21 protein-coding genes and 1 riboswitch are annotated in these 19903 nt (G+C 41.9%); of the genes, 9 read left to right on the top strand and 12 right to left on the bottom strand.

Annotated elements, in window-relative coordinates; translation table 11 throughout:
* The first annotated feature begins 173 nt into the window (after positions 1-173).
* Positions 174-974, top strand: coding sequence for a 2OG-Fe dioxygenase family protein (locus R8925_RS07315; protein WP_430535231.1), 801 nt, complete (start codon positions 174-176; stop codon positions 972-974).
* A 26-nt stretch (positions 975-1000) separates the two neighbouring features.
* The gene (locus R8925_RS07310) at positions 1001-1336 is read left to right on the top strand and encodes a hypothetical protein (RefSeq protein WP_430535230.1); all 336 of its coding nucleotides are present in this window, start codon (positions 1001-1003) and stop codon (positions 1334-1336) included.
* 877 nt (positions 1337-2213) lie between these two features.
* Here R8925_RS07310 and hisC read toward each other — a convergent pair.
* The 10 genes from hisC to hisZ are packed head-to-tail and all read right to left on the bottom strand — an operon-like array spanning position 2214 to position 9694.
* On the bottom strand, positions 2214-3296 hold the full coding sequence (hisC, locus tag R8925_RS07305) for a histidinol-phosphate transaminase (RefSeq protein WP_430535229.1): 1083 nt from the start codon (positions 3294-3296) through the stop codon (positions 2214-2216).
* Between the two features lie 14 nt (positions 3297-3310).
* Complete coding sequence (gene hisE / locus R8925_RS07300) at positions 3311-3625, bottom strand: phosphoribosyl-ATP diphosphatase (RefSeq protein WP_430535263.1); 315 nt, start codon at positions 3623-3625, stop codon at positions 3311-3313.
* A gap of 2 nt (positions 3626-3627) precedes the next feature.
* Positions 3628-3948, bottom strand: a complete 321-nt coding sequence (gene hisI, locus R8925_RS07295; RefSeq protein WP_430535228.1) for a phosphoribosyl-AMP cyclohydrolase — start codon at positions 3946-3948, stop codon at positions 3628-3630.
* Positions 3945-4706: an imidazole glycerol phosphate synthase subunit HisF gene (gene hisF, locus R8925_RS07290; RefSeq protein WP_430535227.1), complete on the bottom strand. Its 762-nt coding sequence runs from the start codon at positions 4704-4706 to the stop codon at positions 3945-3947. Before hisF ends, hisI begins: the two co-directional genes overlap by 4 nt.
* Positions 4696-5421 (bottom strand): 1-(5-phosphoribosyl)-5-[(5-phosphoribosylamino)methylideneamino]imidazole-4-carboxamide isomerase, encoded by a 726-nt coding sequence (gene hisA / locus R8925_RS07285; protein ID WP_430535226.1) that lies wholly within the window; start codon positions 5419-5421, stop codon positions 4696-4698. Before hisA ends, hisF begins: the two co-directional genes overlap by 11 nt.
* Complete coding sequence (gene hisH / locus R8925_RS07280; RefSeq protein WP_430535225.1) at positions 5400-6020, bottom strand: imidazole glycerol phosphate synthase subunit HisH; 621 nt, start codon at positions 6018-6020, stop codon at positions 5400-5402. Before hisH ends, hisA begins: the two co-directional genes overlap by 22 nt.
* Positions 6021-6605, bottom strand: a complete 585-nt coding sequence (gene hisB, locus R8925_RS07275) for an imidazoleglycerol-phosphate dehydratase HisB (protein WP_430535224.1) — start codon at positions 6603-6605, stop codon at positions 6021-6023.
* Positions 6592-7890 (bottom strand): histidinol dehydrogenase, encoded by a 1299-nt coding sequence (hisD, locus tag R8925_RS07270; protein ID WP_430535223.1) that lies wholly within the window; start codon positions 7888-7890, stop codon positions 6592-6594. The genes hisB and hisD overlap by 14 nt, the downstream gene beginning before the upstream one ends.
* Complete coding sequence (gene hisG, locus R8925_RS07265) at positions 7887-8525, bottom strand: ATP phosphoribosyltransferase (protein ID WP_430535222.1); 639 nt, start codon at positions 8523-8525, stop codon at positions 7887-7889. The genes hisD and hisG overlap by 4 nt, the downstream gene beginning before the upstream one ends.
* On the bottom strand, positions 8522-9694 hold the full coding sequence (gene hisZ / locus R8925_RS07260; RefSeq protein WP_430535221.1) for an ATP phosphoribosyltransferase regulatory subunit: 1173 nt from the start codon (positions 9692-9694) through the stop codon (positions 8522-8524). The genes hisG and hisZ overlap by 4 nt, the downstream gene beginning before the upstream one ends.
* 218 nt (positions 9695-9912) lie before the next feature.
* On the opposite strand from hisZ, the gene hisJ reads away from it, so the two are divergent.
* The gene (gene hisJ / locus R8925_RS07255; protein ID WP_430535220.1) at positions 9913-10743 is read left to right on the top strand and encodes a histidinol-phosphatase HisJ; all 831 of its coding nucleotides are present in this window, start codon (positions 9913-9915) and stop codon (positions 10741-10743) included.
* Positions 10744-10865: 122 nt separating this feature from the next.
* Here the strand turns inward: hisJ and R8925_RS07250 are convergent, their stop codons facing one another.
* Positions 10866-12161 (bottom strand): NCS2 family permease, encoded by a 1296-nt coding sequence (locus tag R8925_RS07250; protein WP_430535219.1) that lies wholly within the window; start codon positions 12159-12161, stop codon positions 10866-10868.
* 88 nt (positions 12162-12249) lie between these two features.
* Positions 12250-12351, bottom strand: a riboswitch (purine riboswitch).
* Between the two features lie 160 nt (positions 12352-12511).
* Here R8925_RS07250 and R8925_RS07245 point away from each other — a divergent pair.
* Positions 12512-13909, top strand: a complete 1398-nt coding sequence (locus R8925_RS07245; protein WP_430535262.1) for a glycoside hydrolase family 1 protein — start codon at positions 12512-12514, stop codon at positions 13907-13909.
* 42 nt (positions 13910-13951) lie between these two features.
* Complete coding sequence (locus R8925_RS07240; protein WP_036070369.1) at positions 13952-14680, top strand: GntR family transcriptional regulator; 729 nt, start codon at positions 13952-13954, stop codon at positions 14678-14680.
* 26 nt (positions 14681-14706) lie between these two features.
* Here the strand turns inward: R8925_RS07240 and R8925_RS07235 are convergent, their stop codons facing one another.
* Complete coding sequence (locus R8925_RS07235; protein WP_430535218.1) at positions 14707-15765, bottom strand: Lmo2079 family surface lipoprotein; 1059 nt, start codon at positions 15763-15765, stop codon at positions 14707-14709.
* Positions 15766-16132: 367 nt separating this feature from the next.
* On the opposite strand from R8925_RS07235, the gene sufC reads away from it, so the two are divergent.
* The 4 genes from sufC to sufU are packed head-to-tail and all read left to right on the top strand — an operon-like array spanning position 16133 to position 19897.
* Entirely contained in the window at positions 16133-16918 is a 786-nt protein-coding gene (gene sufC / locus R8925_RS07230) for a Fe-S cluster assembly ATPase SufC (protein ID WP_430535217.1), read from the top strand.
* An 18-nt stretch (positions 16919-16936) separates the two neighbouring features.
* A complete protein-coding gene (gene sufD, locus R8925_RS07225; protein ID WP_430535216.1) occupies positions 16937-18229 on the top strand; it encodes a Fe-S cluster assembly protein SufD in 1293 nt (430 codons plus the stop codon).
* A gap of 1 nt (position 18230) precedes the next feature.
* On the top strand, positions 18231-19457 hold the full coding sequence (locus tag R8925_RS07220) for a cysteine desulfurase (protein ID WP_430535215.1): 1227 nt from the start codon (positions 18231-18233) through the stop codon (positions 19455-19457).
* Positions 19454-19897 carry a Fe-S cluster assembly sulfur transfer protein SufU gene (gene sufU / locus R8925_RS07215; RefSeq protein ID WP_430535214.1) on the top strand — a complete coding sequence of 148 codons (444 nt, stop codon included), beginning with the start codon at positions 19454-19456 and terminating at the stop codon, positions 19895-19897. The genes R8925_RS07220 and sufU overlap by 4 nt, the downstream gene beginning before the upstream one ends.
* Positions 19898-19903: the final 6 nt, after the last annotated feature.

Here is a 19903-nt window from a genome sequence, read left to right as displayed (position 1 = left end):
TTTCAGGATTCGCTGTTCTGAAATTTCACTTATAATGTTAGTTTACATGAAATATGATAAGGATACAAGACAAAAAAACGATTTTTCTGATTTTTTTAACAAGATGCGCAATTTACAAACGCTTTCTTTGAGTGGCTTCGGAATGTTACAATGTAAGGGAGTTTTGAAAAGAAATGAGGGAATGGATAGTGTACAAAGATGAAATGTTAGAAAAAGGCTTTATTCGATTCGATGCTGGAGCGGATATTGGGCATTTATATAAGAAGGAAGCGAGTTGGGTTAAGGAGCAGTTTGCTGAAATTGAACAGGCTTTTGAAGATTTGCCGGTAGATGCTTATGCTTCTGGGCTTCATCGCTATCGCCGTTTTTCGCGCGCGGTTATTTTGCCTTGGTCGAATCAGGTGGAATGGTTGCCGGCGATGATTGATGCGGATGGAGAGGAAGTCGCGGAGTATTTTCAAGGGGCATTTAATCCAGAGTTTAAGGATGCATATCGCAGTTTTCCGATGTTACAAAAGGAGATGCTGGAAAATGAGCTCTTGAAGCGCATTATTCAATTTGATTTTGCACAGACGTATTGGGAAAAAAGAGATTTAGTGATGCCAGTGAATGTCGGTGTGCATTTTGTTAAGTTAAAAGTGGAACGTGATGGGGATGAGGCTGTTTCGTCGCCGAATTGCTTGCATCGCGATGGTGAGCCGTTTACGTTTGCCCATTTGGTGAAGCGTCAGAATGTTGTTGGTGGTCAGAATGTAATTGCGACGGTAGCTGATGTGGACCAGTTTCCTGAAAATATTGATGCCCAGCATATTTTTGCGGATTTCGCGTTAACAGAAGCTTTGGAATCTTATGGGGTTGCGGATATAGCTGTGAGTCACTATGTAAGTTCGGTACATAAGGGAACAGGTGACGAGGCTGGAGAGCGTTCGATGATTTTGATTGATTATCAGCCGACTGTTGTGAAGCCGATATAGAGAAACATAAAAGGGAGACAGTAATTATGGAAAGTAAGTATGCATGGATTATTGGGATTTGTTTAATTATTGCGGGGTGTACAATTGGAGGTGGGCTGGCTGATTCTGGTGATTATATGGATGAAGGGCCTAGGCAGGTAGAAATTTCAAATGAAAGCCCGATTGATGTTCAAGTGGGGAGTTTAGAGCCGAAATTACTAGATGAATATAGTGCGATGATTTATTTAGGCATTGGTGATGAAGAGATGGGGCTTTTGAAGAAGGCTGGGAGCTTGCCTAGCATTACGATAAAAGGTTATGTTTATTATCCTAGAGAAGCTTTGGACAAATGGCTAACGGAAAACGTAGGGAAGACATTTTAACTAAGAAATACAACTAAATGCTAGGATGTGAGTGATTATTATGAAGAAGTTTGATGCTTCAAAATTAAATCTGATATTGCTAACGATATTGTGGTCTGTTCTTTTGGGAGTTACAGTTGCTAATTATTTTAATGATAGATCGCCTCTAGTTCTTATGCTAATAGTGATTATTATAGTGGGATTGATACTGAATTTTGTGCGTTATTTCATTGCGAATAAGAAGAAATAAGAGAGAGTTACCTGGAGTAAGTAATTCAAGGAATGGTTAATATAATATATTTTCTAATGCGCTCTTTTTTGCTGAAACATTCTACTGATTGGTTTACTTACATGTATATTTAGGAAGTAATTGGCTTGTGGGCGTATGTGTGTGGTGTTGGTTTGTAGTGTAAGAGCCACTGATGGATTACATGCTCAACTGCGTTCGCATGCATATTGCGGTTCTAACTCAGCTAAAGAGGCTTCGTAAGAATCGCAACAACACCCACGGGGGGAACCGTGGGTGCAGTAGGGAGTTTTTTAGGAGTTTGTGGTGACGACGATTTAAAGGGATATCAGGGAAATTTTATGATATAGGGATGTATATATTCTCGGTATGGAGCAAAGCGAGTAATGCTCGTCACTTTTGAATAGGGAATGAGTTTTCTTTTGAAGCGTGTATTAGGTTCTTTAAAAGAAAGCTCATTTTATTTATCGTCGTCGCCACATCATCTTGGGGAAAAGATGAATTGCTCCAATAAAATAAGTATAACTTGAAATGAAAATTGGAAACATCGTTTTAGCTTACAATTTGAAATGGAAATGTGACAGTTTTGTTAGGTTTACTTTGTTTGATGAAAATGTGATGAGAGAAGGCTTAGATATGTGTTAGAAAGTATTATTTTATGTCTAAAATTGATGCTAAGGCTTGGATGCATGCCTGGTTTTCACTAGCTGATCCTATCGTTATTCGTAGCCAATTTGGTTTGAGACCGGCGCGCACGATGAAACCTTTTTGGAGCAGTTGATTGAATAGCTCTGTGGCATCGCGCTCGGCATCAAAAAAGATGAAGTTGGCGTCTGATTTGTAGTAAGTGAGGTTACGTTTGTCTAGGAAATCATACCATTGTTGTAACCCCTTTGTGTTCGCGTCTATGCATTTTTCGACAAATGCTTGATCGGCAAGTGCTGCAGTTGCTGCGGATTGGGCGATGGATGAAGTATTAAATGGAAGCCGTACAATATTAAAAGGTTCTGTTAGTGCGTCTGGGATGATAGCGTATCCGATTCGTAAGCCTGCCAAACCGTAAATTTTGGAGAAAGTACGCATGATGATGAGATTTGGAAAACGATCTAAAAGTGCGAGTGTGTCTGGATATTCTGCTGCTGTGGCGTATTCAAAATAGGCTTCGTCGCTGATGACTAATACATCTTTGGGGACGGATTCCAGTAAAGTTAGGACTTCTTGTTGGCTGGAAATCGTACCTGTTGGATTATTCGGGTTGCAGAGCCAGATGATTCTTGTACGTGTATTGACGGCGCTAGCCATCGCAGTTAAATCAGATTTACCAGTTGTTTCATTTACTGGAATACGGATTGTTTCAGCGCCTTCAATCGTAGCATGTAGTGAATATTGAGAGAATGTTGGTGCAGCTTCGATGATATTATCTCCGGGTTCTAGGACAGCGCGTGAGATGATTTGGATGACGTCATCGAGACCAGATCCAAGTAGAATTTTGTCTGTGGATACGCCGTGAAAAGTGGCAATGTTCTCGCGCAAAATTCTTCCAGCACCGTCTGGATAATAGGATAAGTCAATCGCGCCTTCATTTAAAATTCGCGAGACCGATTTAGACGTGCCAAAGGGATTTTCATTGGATGCTAGTTTGGTGATTTTTTTTAGTCCAAGTTCGCGGCGTACTTCTTCAAGCGGTTTACCAGGTTTATAGGCAGATAGAGTGTTTAGCGATGATTTTACCATATGCTCGAGCCTCCTTATAATTCATCGATTGGCTTGCGATCCTTAGTGACGCTTAGTTTACCTTCACGTTTTTCAAGTTCGTGCGCAATATCTTCCGGTGTCAACCCTTGCTGCGCTAATAGTACGAGGATGTGGTAGGTCAAATCGGCGAGTTCTGACGTGAGTTCTGCATTGTCATTATTTTTGGCAGCAATGACCACCTCTGTCGTCTCTTCACCCACTTTTTTTAAAATTTTATCAAGGCCGCGGTCGAATAAATAATTGGTGTAAGAACCTTCTTTTGGCAAGGTTTTACGGTCTGTAATTTGGTCGAAAAGTTCGGTTAGAATCGTCATTTTTTGGTCACTTCCTTTTCTAAATTAAAAAAGCAACTGTGCGCTCCAGTATGGCAGGCGGCTCCAATCTGGTCGACACGAATTAGAAGTGTATCATTATCACAATCGGAGCGGATCTCTTTAACATGCTGAAAATGGCCAGATGTCGCGCCCTTATTCCAGAGTTCATTACGAGAACGGGAGAAAAACCAAGTCGTGTTTGTATCGAGCGTTTTTTGATAACTTTCGGCATTCATATAGGCGAGCATAAGGACGTCACCGCTCGTATCTTCTACGATAATTGCAGGAATGAGGCCTTTTGAAAAATTAAGTGTCATGGGCGAATGGCAACTCCTTTCTTTTGCAAGATTTGTTTGACTTCTGGAATCGTGATTTCGCCATAATGAAAAATCGAAGCAGCGAGTGCAGCGTCAGCGCTTGTTTTGGCGAATACTTCTGCCATATGATCAGCATTCCCACAACCGCCTGATGCGATAACCGGAACAGAGACAGCTTTACAAATAGCGTCGGTGAGTGCAATGTCGTAACCGTCTTTGGTACCATCGCCGTCCATGCTCGTTAGGAGGATTTCGCCAGCACCTAGTGAGACGGCCTTTTTCGCCCATTGGATTGCATCAAGACCAGTGTCATCGCGCCCGCCGCGACTGTAAACGTGCCAGGAATTATCCTCAGTATGATATTTAGCATCGATGGCGACAACGATACATTGTTTGCCGAATTTGGCAGCACCTTCTGCGATTAAATCTGGGTTTTTAAGGGCGGCTGAATTGAGAGAAATTTTGTCTGCACCGGCTTGAAGTAGTGCTTTCATGTTCGCAACAGAATGGATACCTCCGCCGACGGTAAGTGGAATAAAGACTTGCTCCGCAGTACGTTCCACAACGTCAATCATTGTTCGGCGCTCCTCATGCGTCGCCGTAATATCAAGGAAAACGAGTTCGTCCGCCCCAGCTTCATTGTAAGCTTTAGCGATTTCAACAGGATCACCAACATCTGTTAACGACACGAAATTGATGCCCTTCACGACACGCCCATCTGTTACGTCCAAGCAGGGAATGATACGTTTAGTCAGCAAGGCTCTCCACCTCCGTGATTTCTGCCATTGAAATATTGCCGTTATACAAAGCTTTACCGCAAATTGCACCGTATAAACCGAGCGCTGAAAGTTGCTCCAAATCTTGCTTGTCACTCACACCGCCAGATGCGATAATATCAATGGAAACAGCTTGTTGCAAAGCTTGAAGTTGTTCCAAATTTGGACCTTCCAATGTACCATCTTTTGCAATGTCTGTAAAAATGATTGTTTGCACGCCACTTTTTTCAACTTCTCGCGCGAACGTAAGGTAATCTGTAGCACTCACATCGAGCCAACCAGACGTTGCAACAAAGCCATCTTTCGCATCAATTCCAATCGCGATTTTGGCGCCATAAAGTTTCACGGCATCACGAACAAAATCAGGATTTTCTAGCGCAGCCGAACCAATAATCACACGATCAATTCCTGCTTCTTCAAGGTAAAATGTAATCTGTTTCATCGTACGAATTCCTCCGCCAACTTGAACGGGTAGTTTAGCTGCTTTTTTCATCGCTCGAATAACGTCTAAGTTCACCGGTTTTCCTTCCAAGGCACCGTCTAAATCGACAATATGTAAGTACGTTGCGCCTTGCTTACTAAACGCTGTGGCTTGAGCAATAGGGTCAGGATTCACAACGGTTTCCTGTGCAAAATCACCTTGATAAAGCCGCACACAACGGCCGTCTTTTAAATCTATTGCTGGGAAGATCTGCATGCTATTACCTCCTTAAATCCTTGTAAAATATTGAGTCCTGCTTGCCCACTTTTTTCGGGATGAAATTGGGCGCCATATACGTTCTCATTTGCGATAATACCAGGAACTTCTACTGAATAATTACTCGAAGCCAGTACATATTTTTCCTCACAAACTGCATAATACGAATGTACATAATACATAAAATTGCCGTCTTGATCTTGCGTTAATGGTGAGTGCTGCTTCACCTCTAACCGATTCCATCCCATATGAGGAATTTTAGCTGTATCTGGCAATAATTTTGCGTGACCAGGAATAAGTCCAAGCCCTTGTGTGTAGCCAAATTCTTCACTAGAATCTAGCAATAATTGCATCCCGAGGCAAACACCAAGTAACGGTTTTCCATGCGCCACTGCTTCTTGCAAAACAGGGATTAAATCTCGTTCCTCCAATGCCGCCATCGCTTGTGGAAAAGCACCTACACCAGGCAAAATGATCCCATCTGCCTCCAAAATTATATTTTTCGAAGCAGTTATCGTATTCTCCAAACCAATAAAATCAAGCGCTTTGCTGACACTTTTCGTGTTTCCCGCATCATAATCAATAATGGCAATTCGCATTTACAGCACACCTTTCGTTGAGTTAACGCCCACGATATCAGGATTCACCGTAATTGCTTGACGCAAGGCTCGGCCAAATGCTTTAAACAACGCCTCAATTTTGTGATGTGTATTTTTGCCGTAAAGGACGCGGCAGTGCAGGTTCATCGTAGCATTAAACGCCACAGCTTGGAAAAACTCTTCAACCAATTCCGTATCAAAAGCACCAAGTTTTGGATTATCAAATGCTGCATCAAAAACTAAATATGAGCGGCCACTCAAGTCAAGTGCCACAAAGCCAAGCGACTCATCCATTGGCACATATTCCGATCCGTAACGATTAATGCCAGCTTTATCGCCAAGTGCTTCTTTCAAACATTGCCCAAGAACAATCCCGACATCTTCCGCTGTGTGATGCGAATCCACTTCCAAGTCACCAATCGCCTCACAAACAAACCCAATACGGCTGTGTCTTGCAAACAAAGTCAACATATGGTCAAGAAAACCAACCCCGGTATTAATTTCGCATTTCTCCGGTTGATCAAGATAAATCTCCATTTTAATTGCTGTTTCTGCTGTTTTCCGTTCTATTTTAGCTGTTCTCATTTTCGTTGTCCTCCTCAAATCGAATTTGGATAGCCCGAGCATGCGCCGTCAAGCCTTCTTTTTCTGCCAACATGACAATAGCATCTTTCTCACGTTCCAGTGCAGCTTTTGTGTATGAAATGAACGAGGTTCGCTTGCAAAAATCAGCGACTCCGAGCGGGGAGAAAAAGCGCGCTGTTCCACTTGTTGGTAACACATGATTTGGTCCAGCAAAGTAATCACCAAGCGGCTCTGAGGCATAAGCACCCAAGAAAACCGAGCCGGCATTTTTCACATAGCTCAAATAATCCATTGGGTTCTCCAACTGTATCTCAAGATGTTCCGGTGCAATCTCATTCATAATATCAAACGCATCTTCTAGAGATTCTGTGATAATTACTTGCCCCAAATTAGCAATCGAAGCCCGTGCAATATCTTCGCGTGGAAGGCTTTGCAATTGTTGTTCTACTTCGCCAGCCACTGCTTGACCAAACGATTCACTCGTCGTAATCAGAATCGCGCGCGCCAGTTTATCATGTTCTGCCTGTGATAATAAGTCAGCAGCGACAAAGCGCGGATTTGCCGTCTCATCTGCCACAACAACAACCTCTGAAGGTCCTGCAATCATGTCAATATCGACAATACCAAATACTTCTCGCTTCGCTAATGCCACAAAAATATTTCCGGGTCCGACAATCTTATCCACTTTTGGAATCGACTCCGTGCCAAATGCCAAAGCAGCGATAGCTTGTGCGCCACCAATTTGATATATTTCATCAGCACCCGCAATTTTCGCTGCAGCTAAAATATAGGGGTTTAAGCCGTCGTTTCCAGGTGGCGTCACCATAACAATCCGCGGAACACCCGCAATTTTAGCAGGTAAAATATTCATCAAAACCGAAGAAGGATAGGCAGCTGTACCACCAGGAACGTAAATACCAGCTATCTCAAGTGGGCGAACGAGCTGACCGCGCATCACGCCTTGTTTTTCTGTATCCACGAACCCAGATTGCTTCTGTTTTTGATGATAAGATAAAATATTAGCTTTTGCCTGTTCCAATGCCTCAATAAACTCAGCTTCAACCTCATCTAGCGCACAATCCAATGTATGTTGCGGCACCCTAAAATCCGTTAATTGAATCCCGTCAAACTCCTCTGTTAAGCGAAAAAGCGCCGCATCACCATTCATCTTCACATCCGCAATAATTGCTTTAACAGCTGACTCCGTTTCGGATTGAGCATCCGAATTTGCCACACTATGTAATCCTTGCAAAATCGCCTTTTTATTCCCAGAAATCAACCTCATTTCGCAACCTCCTCAAGTGTATTTTCCAACAAATCAATCAACCTAAAAATTTGCGTTTTATTCCGTTTCAGCGATGCTTTATTCACGATAAGTCGAGCCGAAATATCATACATCGTATCAAAAATAACTAAACCATTCTCACGTAGCGTTGAGCCAGTTTCCACAATATCAATAATTGCATCTGCCAATCCTAAAATCGGGGCCATTTCAACAGAGCCCTCAATTTTGATAATCTCGACATCCTCACCACGTTCGCGAAAATATTTCGTTGCTACCGTCGGATATTTTGTCGCGATAATTTTACGCTTGTAATCACTTGGATCAAAATTGGGCGTCGACGCTAGGCAAAACTGGCATCGCCCAATTTTCAAATCGAGCATCTCGTAATGTTCTTTATCCTGCTCCATCAATACGTCTTTTCCGACAATTCCGATATCCGCAACACCATGCTTCACATACGTTGTCACATCTGGAGCCTTCGCCAAAATAAACGAATAGGGAGATTCTTCACTTTTGAAAATTAGCTTCCGGCTTTTTTCATGTAACATCGTACAGTCCACGCCAGCCTGTTCCAAAAGCGCCACCGCGGATTTCTCTAATCTTCCTTTCGTCAGAGCAATTTGCAATGATTTCATCTCAAAACCTCCTCGTCCAGATCAATTTCGCGCACTGTATGATTACTCACATCAATCACTTTGCTAAACTGCCACTTCTTTGCAAACGCCACACTCTCCGCCAAATCATCGAAAAAACTGAGCGAACTATTAGGCATCTCGGCAAGTACTTCTTCCGCCAAATGCGTTGTCTCGAGCGAATAATGAATAAAAGTTTTCGCATCCGTTGCATCAACCTTCAACGTTCGCCTTTTCAGTGATACAATTTCGTCCACGTTGAGCGCCAAGCCAACCGCCGGCCAATTATCCTCACCAAACTGCGCCAACAGCGAATCATAACGCCCACCACTCAAAAAATGTACCGCCGACATATCTGCATATCCTCGGAAAATCGCGCCAGTATAATAGTGAAGTTCCTGCACCAATCCAATATCTACTGACAAATGTTCTGGTGCGTCTACAACCTGAATAATCGCTTCCATCTGCGCCAATGCCTCTAAAATAAGCTCATTTCTCGTTAGCGCGCGTGCCTCCCGAATCGTATCTACCGAGCCAAACAATCGCGGCAAAGCTAAAATAAAATCGTCCATCACGCTCGGATGGTTTTCCACAAATGCCCGAATCCCAAATAAACTTTTATTTTGCAATACTTGGCGGAAACTCTCTTCATCACTGCCTTGTAAATCCAACGTTTGAATAATCGCTTGATAAATTGCAGCGTGCCCAATCTCAATTTGAAAATCACTAATTCCTAGCTGCTTCAAAACTGCAATCGCGCTCGTAATACACTCAATTTCAGCTTTAATAGAAGCAAAGCCAATAATCTCAATCCCAGCCTGCGTCATCTCATTGCGCTCCCCAACCAGTTCCTCATTCGCACGGAACACTTTTCCACTATATGAAAGCTTAAGTGGTGGCGTCACGCCAGTCGTACTAATAACCCGTCCAATAGGCGATGTCATATCCGGCCGCAGAACGGTCAATCGTCCTTTCTTATCAAAAAAGCGGTATAAATTCATATCGTTAATCGCCGAGAAAACATCGTCAAATTCGATAACTGGCGTCTCAATCCGCTGATACCCACGTGCATGAAACGACCGATTTACCAAGTGTTCCATATCATAAGCCGTTGCCGCTTCCTTAAAAAGTTTATCTCTGGTTCCAATAGGCAAATTTCGATTCCATTTCATAATTCTGAGCTCCTTTTCATCAACTTTATTGTATTACCATATTAGCAGGTTAAAGTGTTTTTGTAAATACAAAAGAATATATCTAAGTATACCAATAAATTTATAGAATATTCGAGAAATAAACACTAAAATAGAGCGAGAAATAAAACAGATGGATATCGATATCATGGCATTTTTGAAAGGAGGAATGATACAATGAAGAAAAGGAGCGATGCAAAATGAAAAAATGGGATGGACATACACATACAGAATTCTGCCCCCATGGTTCGGGAGACAAAGTGGAAGCAATGATTGAAAAAGCGATCATGCTTGGTTTTACGGATTATTCAATTACGGAGCACCCACCGATGCCAGTTGCTTTTGAAGCTGTTATTGCAAATCGGGTGGAAGATATAGCGACAGCAGCCATTCGATGGGATCAACTAGATGCTTATTTTCAACATGCGCATGCTATGAAGCGGAAATATAAAGACCAGATTAGAATTCATGTTGGGTTGGAAGTTGATTTTTTACCGGGATTTGAAGCTGATACGCGGGCATTGTTAAAGGAATATGGCTCGCAGATGGATGATGGAGTACTGTCCCTACATTTTATGCCAGGTGTGGACGGTTGGCGTTTCATTGATTTTTCAGCAGAAGATTTTAAAACTGGCATTTTAGCATATTATAATGACTTTGAGGCAATCCAGAAGGCCTACTACGCGTTGATTCGAGAGTCGTTATTTGCCGATTTGGGCCCAGCAAAACCGATGCGATTGGGACATATCTCGCTCTGTCAGAAATTCCAGCGTTTTTTCTTAGAAGAGGAAACTGCTATGAAAAGTGTTGTGCGACAACAAGTATCGGACTTATTAAAAGATGTAAAAGCCAATGGTTATCAATTAGATTGGAACACGGCGGGACTTTATAAGGAATATTGTGGAGAAACGTATCCGTCACTTGATGTGATACATGAAGCACGCGGATTGGGTATTGAATTGGTGTATGGATCAGACGCGCATAGTTTAGCAGATGTTGGTCGAGGTTACGACTATTACGAGCAAAATTAGAGAGGCAAAGACAAAAACTCATTTTCATGCAAAATAAGCAAGATATCACAAATCCTTTTTTCGAGTAGGATGTGAATCTTGCTTGTCGCCGATTTATTTGGGGTATGTCCAAGCCCCTTTTTTTAAACGACGAATATGAAGTAGCAGATAAACAAAATCATTAAGACATACATAATTGGATGAACTTCTTTGTAGCGTCCTTTGAAGAACATTGTGATTGGGTAGAAAATGAAGCCTAGCGCGATTCCAGAGGCAATTGAAAAGCTTAGAACCATCATTAGAATAACCATGAAACAAGGTACAGCGATTTCGAATTTTGACCAATCAATATGAGCAACATTGCCAATCATTAGGATTCCGACAATGACGAGTGCAGGAGTTGTTACAGCGCTCGTAATGACGCCAAGAAGCGGTGAGAAGAACATTGATAAGGCAAAACAAATGGCAATAACAATCGCTGTCAATCCAGTACGACCACCGACAGCAACGCCAGCTGTTGATTCTACATAAGAAGTCGTTGTAGATGTTCCTAGAATCGAACCGACAATCGTTGCCGAGGAATCAGCAAACAAAGCACGGCTCGCACGCGGTATTTTATTATCCTTCATAAACCCTGCTTGGTTTGCAACAGCCACGAGTGTTCCCGCGGTATCAAAGAAGTCAATGAAGAAAAATGTCAGAATAACAATCAACATCTGTGGCGTGAAAATATCGCCAATATGGAAAAGCGCTTGTCCAAACGTAGGTGAGATATCTGGAATAGGCGCCACAACTTGTGTGGGAATATCGATGAGCTGAAAAATCATGCCGACAATAACAGTCGAAGCCATCCCAATAAAAATCGCGCCATTTATATTTAATGTCATGAGAACAATGGTGATTACGATACCGAAAATTGCCAGTAGTACAGCACTATTATGCAAATCACCGAGTGCCACAAGTGTTGCTTTATTTCCAACGATAATCCCAGCATTCTTCAAACCGAGAAACGCGATGAAAAAGCCAATTCCAGCACCAACAGCAAATTTTAATTCAGTTGGAATCGCGTTAATAATTTTTTCGCGAATGCCTGTTACAGTAAGGATGATGAATACACAGCCGGAGACGAGAACGCCGGATAATGCGGTTTCCCAAGGAATGCCCCACTGCGCACAAACCGTGTACGCGAAAAAGGAACTAAGCCCGATTCCAGGCGCAAGACCAATTGGATAGTTCGCGATAAATCCCATGAGCAATGAACCAACGACAGCAGCCAAAGCCGTAGCGACGAATACAGCACTGATATCCATGCCCGTGGTTGCAAGCGCAGAAGGATTCACAAATAATATGTAAGCCATTGACAAGAACGTTGTTAGTCCCGCCAAAATTTCTGTTTTGATTGTTGTCTTATTTTCTCGCAGTTTAAACAATTTTTCCATAAAAAAAGCCTCCCTGAATTGTGTTGTCGCACATTTTTCAAAGATGAGCCATCGCAAAAAAGAACTGATTTCGCCTTTAAAGCAGAAATCGAGCTATGCTATTGCTCGTAGTTTAGCCATTTACGGTAGCTAAGTAGAAACGTCTGGGCCATATTCCCTGACATATACGACATCTGTTTATTCTATCGTAGTTGGTGACGCTTAGCAAGAGGGGAATAGATGGTGGTATTTTATTAAATCGAGAATTCAAATACATCTTTATTTATATATAAGTTTATACTTTTAAAAAAATAGGGTATAATAAGCATATTAAACGAGCATTTATTGTTCGTCCTTTGGAGGTAGAAATGATGAAATATGAATTTCCGCAAGATTTTTGGTGGGGCAGTGCAGCCTCAGGTCCGCAAACAGAGGGCGCTGCGGATGTAGATGGTAGAAAACCGAGCATTTGGGATTATTGGTATAAGCAGGAGCCAGGCAAGTTTTTCAATAATATAGGTCCAGTGAATACATCTAATTTTTATTATCAATATAAAGAGGATATCCAATTAATGAAGGAAACGGGGCATAATTCGTTCCGGACGTCGATTCAGTGGTCGCGTTTGATTCCTGATGGGGTTGGTGCTGTGAATCCGAAAGCAGTGGAATTTTATAATAATGTGATTGATGAGATGTTGGCGAATGGCGTGGAGCCGTTTATTAATCTGTATCATTTTGATATGCCAATGTCGATGCAGGAAATCGGTGGTTGGGAAAATCGTGAAGTTGTTAGTGCATATGCTACCTTTGCAAAAACGTGTTTTGAGTTGTTCGGTAATCGAGTGAAGCACTGGTTTACATTTAACGAGCCTATTGTTCCCGTTGAGGCTGGTTATTTGTATAATATGCATTACCCGAATGTGGTTGATTTCAAGCGTGCGGCTCAAGTAGCATATCATACGGCAGTGGCTCATGCGCTTGCTGTGAAGGAATATCATGCGCTTGAGCAAGACGGTGAGATTGGCATTATCTTGAATTTGACACCGTCTTATCCGCGTAGTGAAAATCCTGCTGACATTCGTGCAGCGCATATTGCGGATTTGATTTTTAATCGCAGTTTTCTTGATCCTGTAACAAAAGGGGAGTTTCCTGCTGATTTGGTAGAAATTTTGAAGGAGCACGCTATTTTGCCAACATATACGGCAGAAGATTTGGCGATTATTAAGGATAATATTATTGATATTCTAGGCGTGAATTATTATCAGCCGCGCCGTGTGAAAGCTAAGGAATATGCAGCTCACCCCGATGCGCCATTTATGCCAGAACACTTATTTGATAATTATGAAATGCCGTATCGCAAAATGAATCCATATCGCGGATGGGAAATTTTTGAGAAGGCGATTTATGATATTGCCATTAATCTACGCGATAATTACGGTAATATTCCGTTCTTTATTTCTGAAAATGGGATGGGTGTTGAGGGTGAAGACCGTTATCGTACGGCAGACGGCTATATCGATGACCATTACCGGATTGCGTTTATCAAGGATCATTTGAAATGGTTGCATAAAGCGATGGCAGAAGGAGCGAACTGTAAAGGATATCATCTGTGGACGTTTATGGATTGCTGGTCGTGGGCGAACGCCTACAAGAATCGTTATGGTTTGGTTGAGGTGAATTTGGACGAAGATTATAAACGCACGATTAAATCTTCAGGTCGCTGGTATAAAGCATTATCTGATAATAATGGTTTTGAGGATGCAGAGTAATTTTTATGGTAGAATAGAAAGAAAAAAGAGGTGTTTAGCGTCATGGCAAATAATCAGACAAAATATAGTTTTATCGCGGAGGAATTGAAAAAGCGTATTTTCGCAAAGGAATATCCGCTTGATAAACCGATTCCGGATGAAATGACTCTTGCTAAAGAATTTGATTGTAGCCGCATGACGATGAAAAAGGCACTTGAGGTTCTAGTTTTGGAAGGGTTATTGTATCGGAAGCGTGGACATGGGACGTTCATTATTAAATCGGCGCTTGATATGGATCGGCTTAATATTCATAGCCAAGAAGTGAACGGTTTTACGAAATTGTTGGAAGGACGCGATGTAGCGAGTAAAATCGTACAGTTTCAGGTGACATTTCCGGATAAATATGTAGCGGAACGGTTGAATATTGATTTAGAAACGCCGATTTATGATATCGTGAGGGCGAGATTGGTGGATGACGAGCCTTATGTTTTAGAGCATACTTGCATGCCTGTAGCGTTGATACCGGGTGTGACGCAAGAAGTGTTGGAGCACTCGATTTATACGTATATTCGCGAACAATTGAATTTAAAAATTGCTAGTTCCTATAAGCAAATTAGGGCAGATAAGCCAAGCCAGCTTGATTTTGATTATCTAGATTGCTCGGAGACTGATCCGGTGATTGAGGTGGAGCAAACGGTTTATTTGAATAATGGGATGGCATTTGAGTATTCGAAATCCCGTCATCGTTATGATAAATTTGTGTTCACAACGGTGAATATTGCGAGACGATAAAAATAGCTTTGGCCCGAGGGCCAAAGCTATTTTCGTTGTGCGCGGATAATATCGGTCATCAGGTCGTCGAGTTCTTTTTTTGTAATGATATCGGCTTTATTTGGTGATATTGGTATCTTTTCGAAATCTAAAAAATCTATCGTAAAGTTGAATTTCAATTTCTGCTGGTGCTCCTGATTAGCGTAATTAACGACTGTGACTAGTTTTTTGATACCTTTGTCGGAATCGGGTTGTAAAGTCATTACCGTGTTGAGTTGAACGTCTTTATTTTGAATCAGTTTTTTTAGGATTTGCTGTATGTCTTTATTATTACGCGCCCAAGTTGCCTTCGCTTGAGATTCTGTGAGACCAGATATTTCTGAATACAAGCTTATAAAATCGTGATCGGAATAGAATTCTTCTAACCATGCGTTTGCCAGTTCGGCGAGTTCTTTCTTATTTAATGTTAGTTTTATCGTTTTATCCACTGTCTGATAGTGGCTTTTATCCAAGTTATTCAGGTGCTTATAAATCAGAAAAGCCGTTTTTCCTTCGATAGCTTGAAGCTGTCCCGCTTGTTCTTCAACGGTGTTTTCATCAATGACTTGCCCGCTGACGTTTTGGATTGTTTGGAGTAGGTCAATATGCTTGCCCTTTAAATCTTCATTTTCAGACCGTACTTTAGAATATACCGAATCAGTTGCCAAATCCAATAGGTTTGTGACAGGAGCTGTCGTTTGAAAAAAATCATTCGCTGGAATAAAAATTTTCCCCGTACTACCATTTTGGAAGGAGTGGGCGGTTAAATCCATAGCTGGTACGCCACCAACATGAAATAAAAAGGTGTTATAAGTTAAATCGCGTTCTGTATCTCGCGAGGTCTTAACAGTTAGGTGGCTAGCGGTTAGAGCTTTAGGATTCAGTAATCGTAGCTCTTTAAAACCGGATACTTCAACAGGATGCAACGTTAGTGCAGTTGTATATTGTTTATTCTTTACAATATTTCTAAATGATGCCATGAACTCTGATTTCGGCGAGCTACAAGCGGTTAAAAAAATGGCCACCGATAATACAATCAAAGCTAAAGCGATGATGGCTTTCTTCATAAAAATGTGCCTCCATGAATTCTTGTTGCGCATGATTATTAAGTAGAATCTCGAAAACTCCAGAATTGTTACGTTATCATAACCATAGCATATCGCATTCGTTTCGACAATCCCTTTTTTTAAACCTTTTTGGGTGTTTTCGGTGTTACGTTTTGGTACACTGATAGAGACACTACATAGCAGTTTTCTCAAGTACCGTGAAGTGAGTGATAATATGAACGATGGAGGGAGACACGAGTCTATACAACAAAGTGTGAGGATTTTAAAAAGAATGTATTTCGGATAGTTGTAATTAGATTAGAATTATACTAAACTAGAACCATACGTACTGAAAAAATAATGCGAAAAAATTAGGAGGTAATTTTTAATGTCAACGTTGAAAATTCAAGATTTACATGTTGAAATAGAGGGCAAAGAGATTTTAAAAGGGGTTAACCTAGAAATTTCTACTGGGGAAATCCATGCAATAATGGGACCTAATGGAACTGGTAAATCGACACTATCCTCAGCAATAATGGGGCATCCTAAATATGAAGTAACTAGTGGGACAATCGAGTTAGACGGGGAAAACGTTCTAGAAATGGAAGTAGATGAACGCGCTCGTGCTGGACTTTTCTTAGCAATGCAGTACCCAAGTGAAATTAGTGGAGTTACAAACGCCGAGTTCATGCGTGCTGCAATCAATAGCCGTCGTGAAGAAGGTAAAGAAATTCCATTGATGCAATATATTCGCAAATTAGATGAGAAAATGGCCATTTTGGAAATGGACGAAGAGATGGCTGAGCGTTACTTAAATGAAGGTTTCTCTGGCGGAGAGAAAAAGCGTAATGAAATCCTTCAATTGTTGATGATTGAGCCTACGATTGCAATTTTAGATGAAATCGATTCAGGACTAGATATTGATGCATTGAAAATTGTTTCAAAAGGAATTAATGAAATGCGAGGAGAAGGTTTTGGTTGTCTAATTATTACCCATTACCAACGTTTGTTAAATTATATAGAGCCTGACTTTGTGCACGTTATGATGCAAGGAAAAGTTGTGAAGAGTGGCGGATCTGAACTTGCGAAACGTTTAGAAGGCGAAGGTTATGACTGGATTAAGCAAGAACTTGGTATCGAATTAGATGAAGAAGAAACCGTTGACCAAAAATAAGAGAGTGAGGGATAGATCATGACAGAAAATTTAGCTGTAAAAGATGATTTTATCCGTGCTTTTTCAGGCGATTTAGGAGAGCCTGGCTGGTTAACAGAGCTACGGATAAATGCATGGCAACAAGTTTCAGAATTAGCATTGCCATTTGTAGATAAAACGAAAATTGATCGCTGGAATTTCACGAAGTTTGAGGCTTATGCAGCTTTCCAAGCGGGTGTGACAAATGAAGCGTTACCTGATAGTGTGCAAGCTTTAGTGGCAGATGACGCGAATGTATATGTCCAAATTGATAATCGCCCAGCGCGACTACAGTTAAGTCAAGAGCTAGTAGATGCTGGTGTTATTTTTACAGATATTATCACGGCTGCTAAAGAATATCCAGAATTGGTGCAGAAATATTTCATGACCGAAGCGGTGAAAGTAGATGAAAGTCGTTTGACAGCCTTCCATGCGGCGCTTGTGAATGGAGGAATGTTCTTATATGTTCCAAAAAATGTGGAAGTAAAAGAGCCAATTCAAGCAGTTTTTGCGCACGGAAATGCGGTATCTCCACTCGTGAATCATGTTTTATTAGTTGCAGATGATAACAGCGCTGTTACTTATGTGGAGAACTATGTAACACTAGACACGGAGAATAAAGGAATCGTGAATATCGTCGCTGAGGTAATTGCGGAGAGCAATGCGCAAATTAAATTCGGTGCAGTGGACAACTTGGGAAGTGGCGCGACAACTTATGTTAGCCGCCGTGGACATGTTGGAACTGATAGCCGTGTGGAGTGGGCGCTTGGTTTGATGAACGATGGCGACACGATTAATGAAAATACAACGAACTTGATGGGCAATGGTTCAGTAAGTGACGTAAAAACAGTGACGGTTGGGCGTGGTAAGCAAACGCAAAACATTACAACACGTGTAACACATTACGGTTTGGCTTCACTTGGCACGATTTTATCGCACGGCGTAATGAAAGATAGTGCAACCACGATTTTCAATGGTATTGGTCATATTAAACATGGTGCGTCAAAATCGGATGCACAACAAGAATCTCGTGTGCTGATGCTTAGTCCAAAAGCACGTGGAGATGCAAATCCAATTCTTTTAATTGATGAAAATGATGTAGTGGCTGGGCATGCGGCATCTGTTGGTCGTGTGGATCCGTTACAACTTTTCTATTTGATGAGCCGTGGAATTTCAAAAGAAGAGGCAGAACGTCTTGTCATTCACGGTTTCCTAGATCCAGTTGTACGCCAACTACCGATCGAAAGCGTAAAACTTCAATTGAAAGAAGTTATCGAAGGGAAAGTGCGTTAACATGACTCTAACGCAAAAAATTCAGGCTGATTTTCCGATTTTGAAGCAAGAGGTCAATGAAAAACCGCTTGCTTATCTGGATAACGCAGCAACTTCCCAAAAACCGAAGCAAGTTTTGGATGCAGTAATGAAATATTATGAATGGGAAAACGCCAATGTTCACCGCGGCGTGCATACGTTAGCGGCTCGTGCTACTGATGCTTATGAAGGCAGTCGGGCGAAAGTGGCACGCTTTATCGGTGCTCGTGAAACGGCGGAAATTATTTTCACGCGCGGTACAACGACGGCAATTAATATGGTTGCTAACGGTTATGGCGATGCGAATTTGCAAGCTGGGGATGAGATTGTGATTTCTCATTTAGAGCACCATAGCAACTTGATTCCGTGGCAACAGTTGGCGAAACGTACGGGTGCAACGCTTGTTTACATCGATTTGGATGTGGACGCGACAATCACGCTTGCCAATGCGGAAAAGGTGATTAATGAAAAGACAAAAATTGTGGCGATTGCTCATGTTTCGAATGTCATTGGCTCGATTGCACCAGTTCGCGAGATTGCTGATTTAGCCCATTCGGTTGGTGCGGTCATCGTTGTGGATGGTGCACAGGCTGTCCCACATATGAAGGTTGACGTACTGGCACTGGATGCTGATTTTTACGCTTTTTCTGGTCATAAAATGATGGCTCCGACTGGAATTGGTGCGCTTTATGGGAAACGGGAATTGCTTGATGCGATGAACCCAACTGAATTTGGCGGCGAGATGATTGACTTTGTAGAGTTGCACGATTCGACATGGAAAGAACTACCGTGGAAAATGGAAGCTGGGACGCCGAATATTGCGGGTGCGATTGGTCTTGGCGCTGCAATTGATTATTTAGAAGCGCTCGGTTTTGACCTGATTCACAATCACGAAGAAGAATTAACCGCCTATGCAATAGCAGAAATGCAGAAGCTGGACGGTATCACGATATATGGCCCACTAGATGCGAATAAGCGTTGCGGGTTGATTACGTTTAATTTAGAAGGCGCACATCCGCATGATATCGCGACGGTGCTAGATGAAGAAGGCGTGGCAATCCGCGCAGGACATCATTGTGCACAGCCGTTGATGAAGTGGCTAGATACGTCTTCCACAGCTAGAGTAAGTTTTTACGTATATAATACCAAGCAGGAGGTTGACCAGTTTCTCGCTGGCCTCAAGCTAACAAAGGAGTATTTCGGACTATGAGTGGTCGCAAATTAGATCAACTATATCGCCAAGTTATTATGGATCACTACAAAAACCCGCGCAACAACGGCACGCTTGACGACGAAAGCGTTACGATTGACCTGAATAACCCAACGTGCGGTGACGAAATCCATCTTCACCTCAAAGTGGAAAATGAAACAATTACCGCCGCCAAATTTACAGGTAGCGGATGTTCTATCTCAATGGCGAGCGCTTCAATGATGACCGAAAGCATTATCGGAAAATCAGAGAAAGAAGCCCTCAAAATGTCGCGTGACTTTTCAGAAATGGTACAAGGTCATGAACATGATGTCATCGATGAGTATGGTGACGTTGAAGCTTTAGCAGGGGTTGCCAAATTCCCAGCCCGAATCAAATGTGCCACACTTTCATGGAAAGCCATGGAACGCGCCATTTTTGAGTTTGAAGGGAAGAAATAATAAGTT

The organism is Listeria rocourtiae subsp. hofi (assembly GCF_963575615.1).
GTDB classification, from domain to species: Bacteria; Bacillota; Bacilli; order Lactobacillales; family Listeriaceae; genus Listeria_A; species Listeria_A hofi.
This window is presented reverse-complemented; position numbering and strand designations above follow the sequence as displayed.

Excerpts from the sequence above, each read along its gene's own strand:
- R8925_RS07315 (WP_430535231.1), top strand. The coding sequence starts at position 174 with ATGAGGGAATGGATAGTGTACAAAGATGAAATGTTAGAAAAAGGCTTT.
- R8925_RS07310 (WP_430535230.1), top strand. The coding sequence starts at position 1,001 with ATGGAAAGTAAGTATGCATGGATTATTGGGATTTGTTTAATTATTGCG.
- hisC (WP_430535229.1), bottom strand. The coding sequence starts at position 3,296 with ATGGTAAAATCATCGCTAAACACTCTATCTGCCTATAAACCTGGTAAA.
- hisI (WP_430535228.1), bottom strand. The coding sequence starts at position 3,948 with ATGACACTTAATTTTTCAAAAGGCCTCATTCCTGCAATTATCGTAGAA.
- hisA (WP_430535226.1), bottom strand. The coding sequence starts at position 5,421 with ATGCAGATCTTCCCAGCAATAGATTTAAAAGACGGCCGTTGTGTGCGG.
- hisH (WP_430535225.1), bottom strand. The coding sequence starts at position 6,020 with ATGCGAATTGCCATTATTGATTATGATGCGGGAAACACGAAAAGTGTC.
- hisB (WP_430535224.1), bottom strand. The coding sequence starts at position 6,605 with ATGAGAACAGCTAAAATAGAACGGAAAACAGCAGAAACAGCAATTAAA.
- hisD (WP_430535223.1), bottom strand. The coding sequence starts at position 7,890 with ATGAGGTTGATTTCTGGGAATAAAAAGGCGATTTTGCAAGGATTACAT.
- hisG (WP_430535222.1), bottom strand. The coding sequence starts at position 8,525 with ATGAAATCATTGCAAATTGCTCTGACGAAAGGAAGATTAGAGAAATCC.
- hisZ (WP_430535221.1), bottom strand. The coding sequence starts at position 9,694 with ATGAAATGGAATCGAAATTTGCCTATTGGAACCAGAGATAAACTTTTT.
- hisJ (WP_430535220.1), top strand. The coding sequence starts at position 9,913 with ATGAAAAAATGGGATGGACATACACATACAGAATTCTGCCCCCATGGT.
- R8925_RS07250 (WP_430535219.1), bottom strand. The coding sequence starts at position 12,161 with ATGGAAAAATTGTTTAAACTGCGAGAAAATAAGACAACAATCAAAACA.
- R8925_RS07245 (WP_430535262.1), top strand. The coding sequence starts at position 12,512 with ATGAAATATGAATTTCCGCAAGATTTTTGGTGGGGCAGTGCAGCCTCA.
- R8925_RS07240 (WP_036070369.1), top strand. The coding sequence starts at position 13,952 with ATGGCAAATAATCAGACAAAATATAGTTTTATCGCGGAGGAATTGAAA.
- R8925_RS07235 (WP_430535218.1), bottom strand. The coding sequence starts at position 15,765 with ATGAAGAAAGCCATCATCGCTTTAGCTTTGATTGTATTATCGGTGGCC.
- sufC (WP_430535217.1), top strand. The coding sequence starts at position 16,133 with ATGTCAACGTTGAAAATTCAAGATTTACATGTTGAAATAGAGGGCAAA.
- sufD (WP_430535216.1), top strand. The coding sequence starts at position 16,937 with ATGACAGAAAATTTAGCTGTAAAAGATGATTTTATCCGTGCTTTTTCA.
- R8925_RS07220 (WP_430535215.1), top strand. The coding sequence starts at position 18,231 with ATGACTCTAACGCAAAAAATTCAGGCTGATTTTCCGATTTTGAAGCAA.
- sufU (WP_430535214.1), top strand. The coding sequence starts at position 19,454 with ATGAGTGGTCGCAAATTAGATCAACTATATCGCCAAGTTATTATGGAT.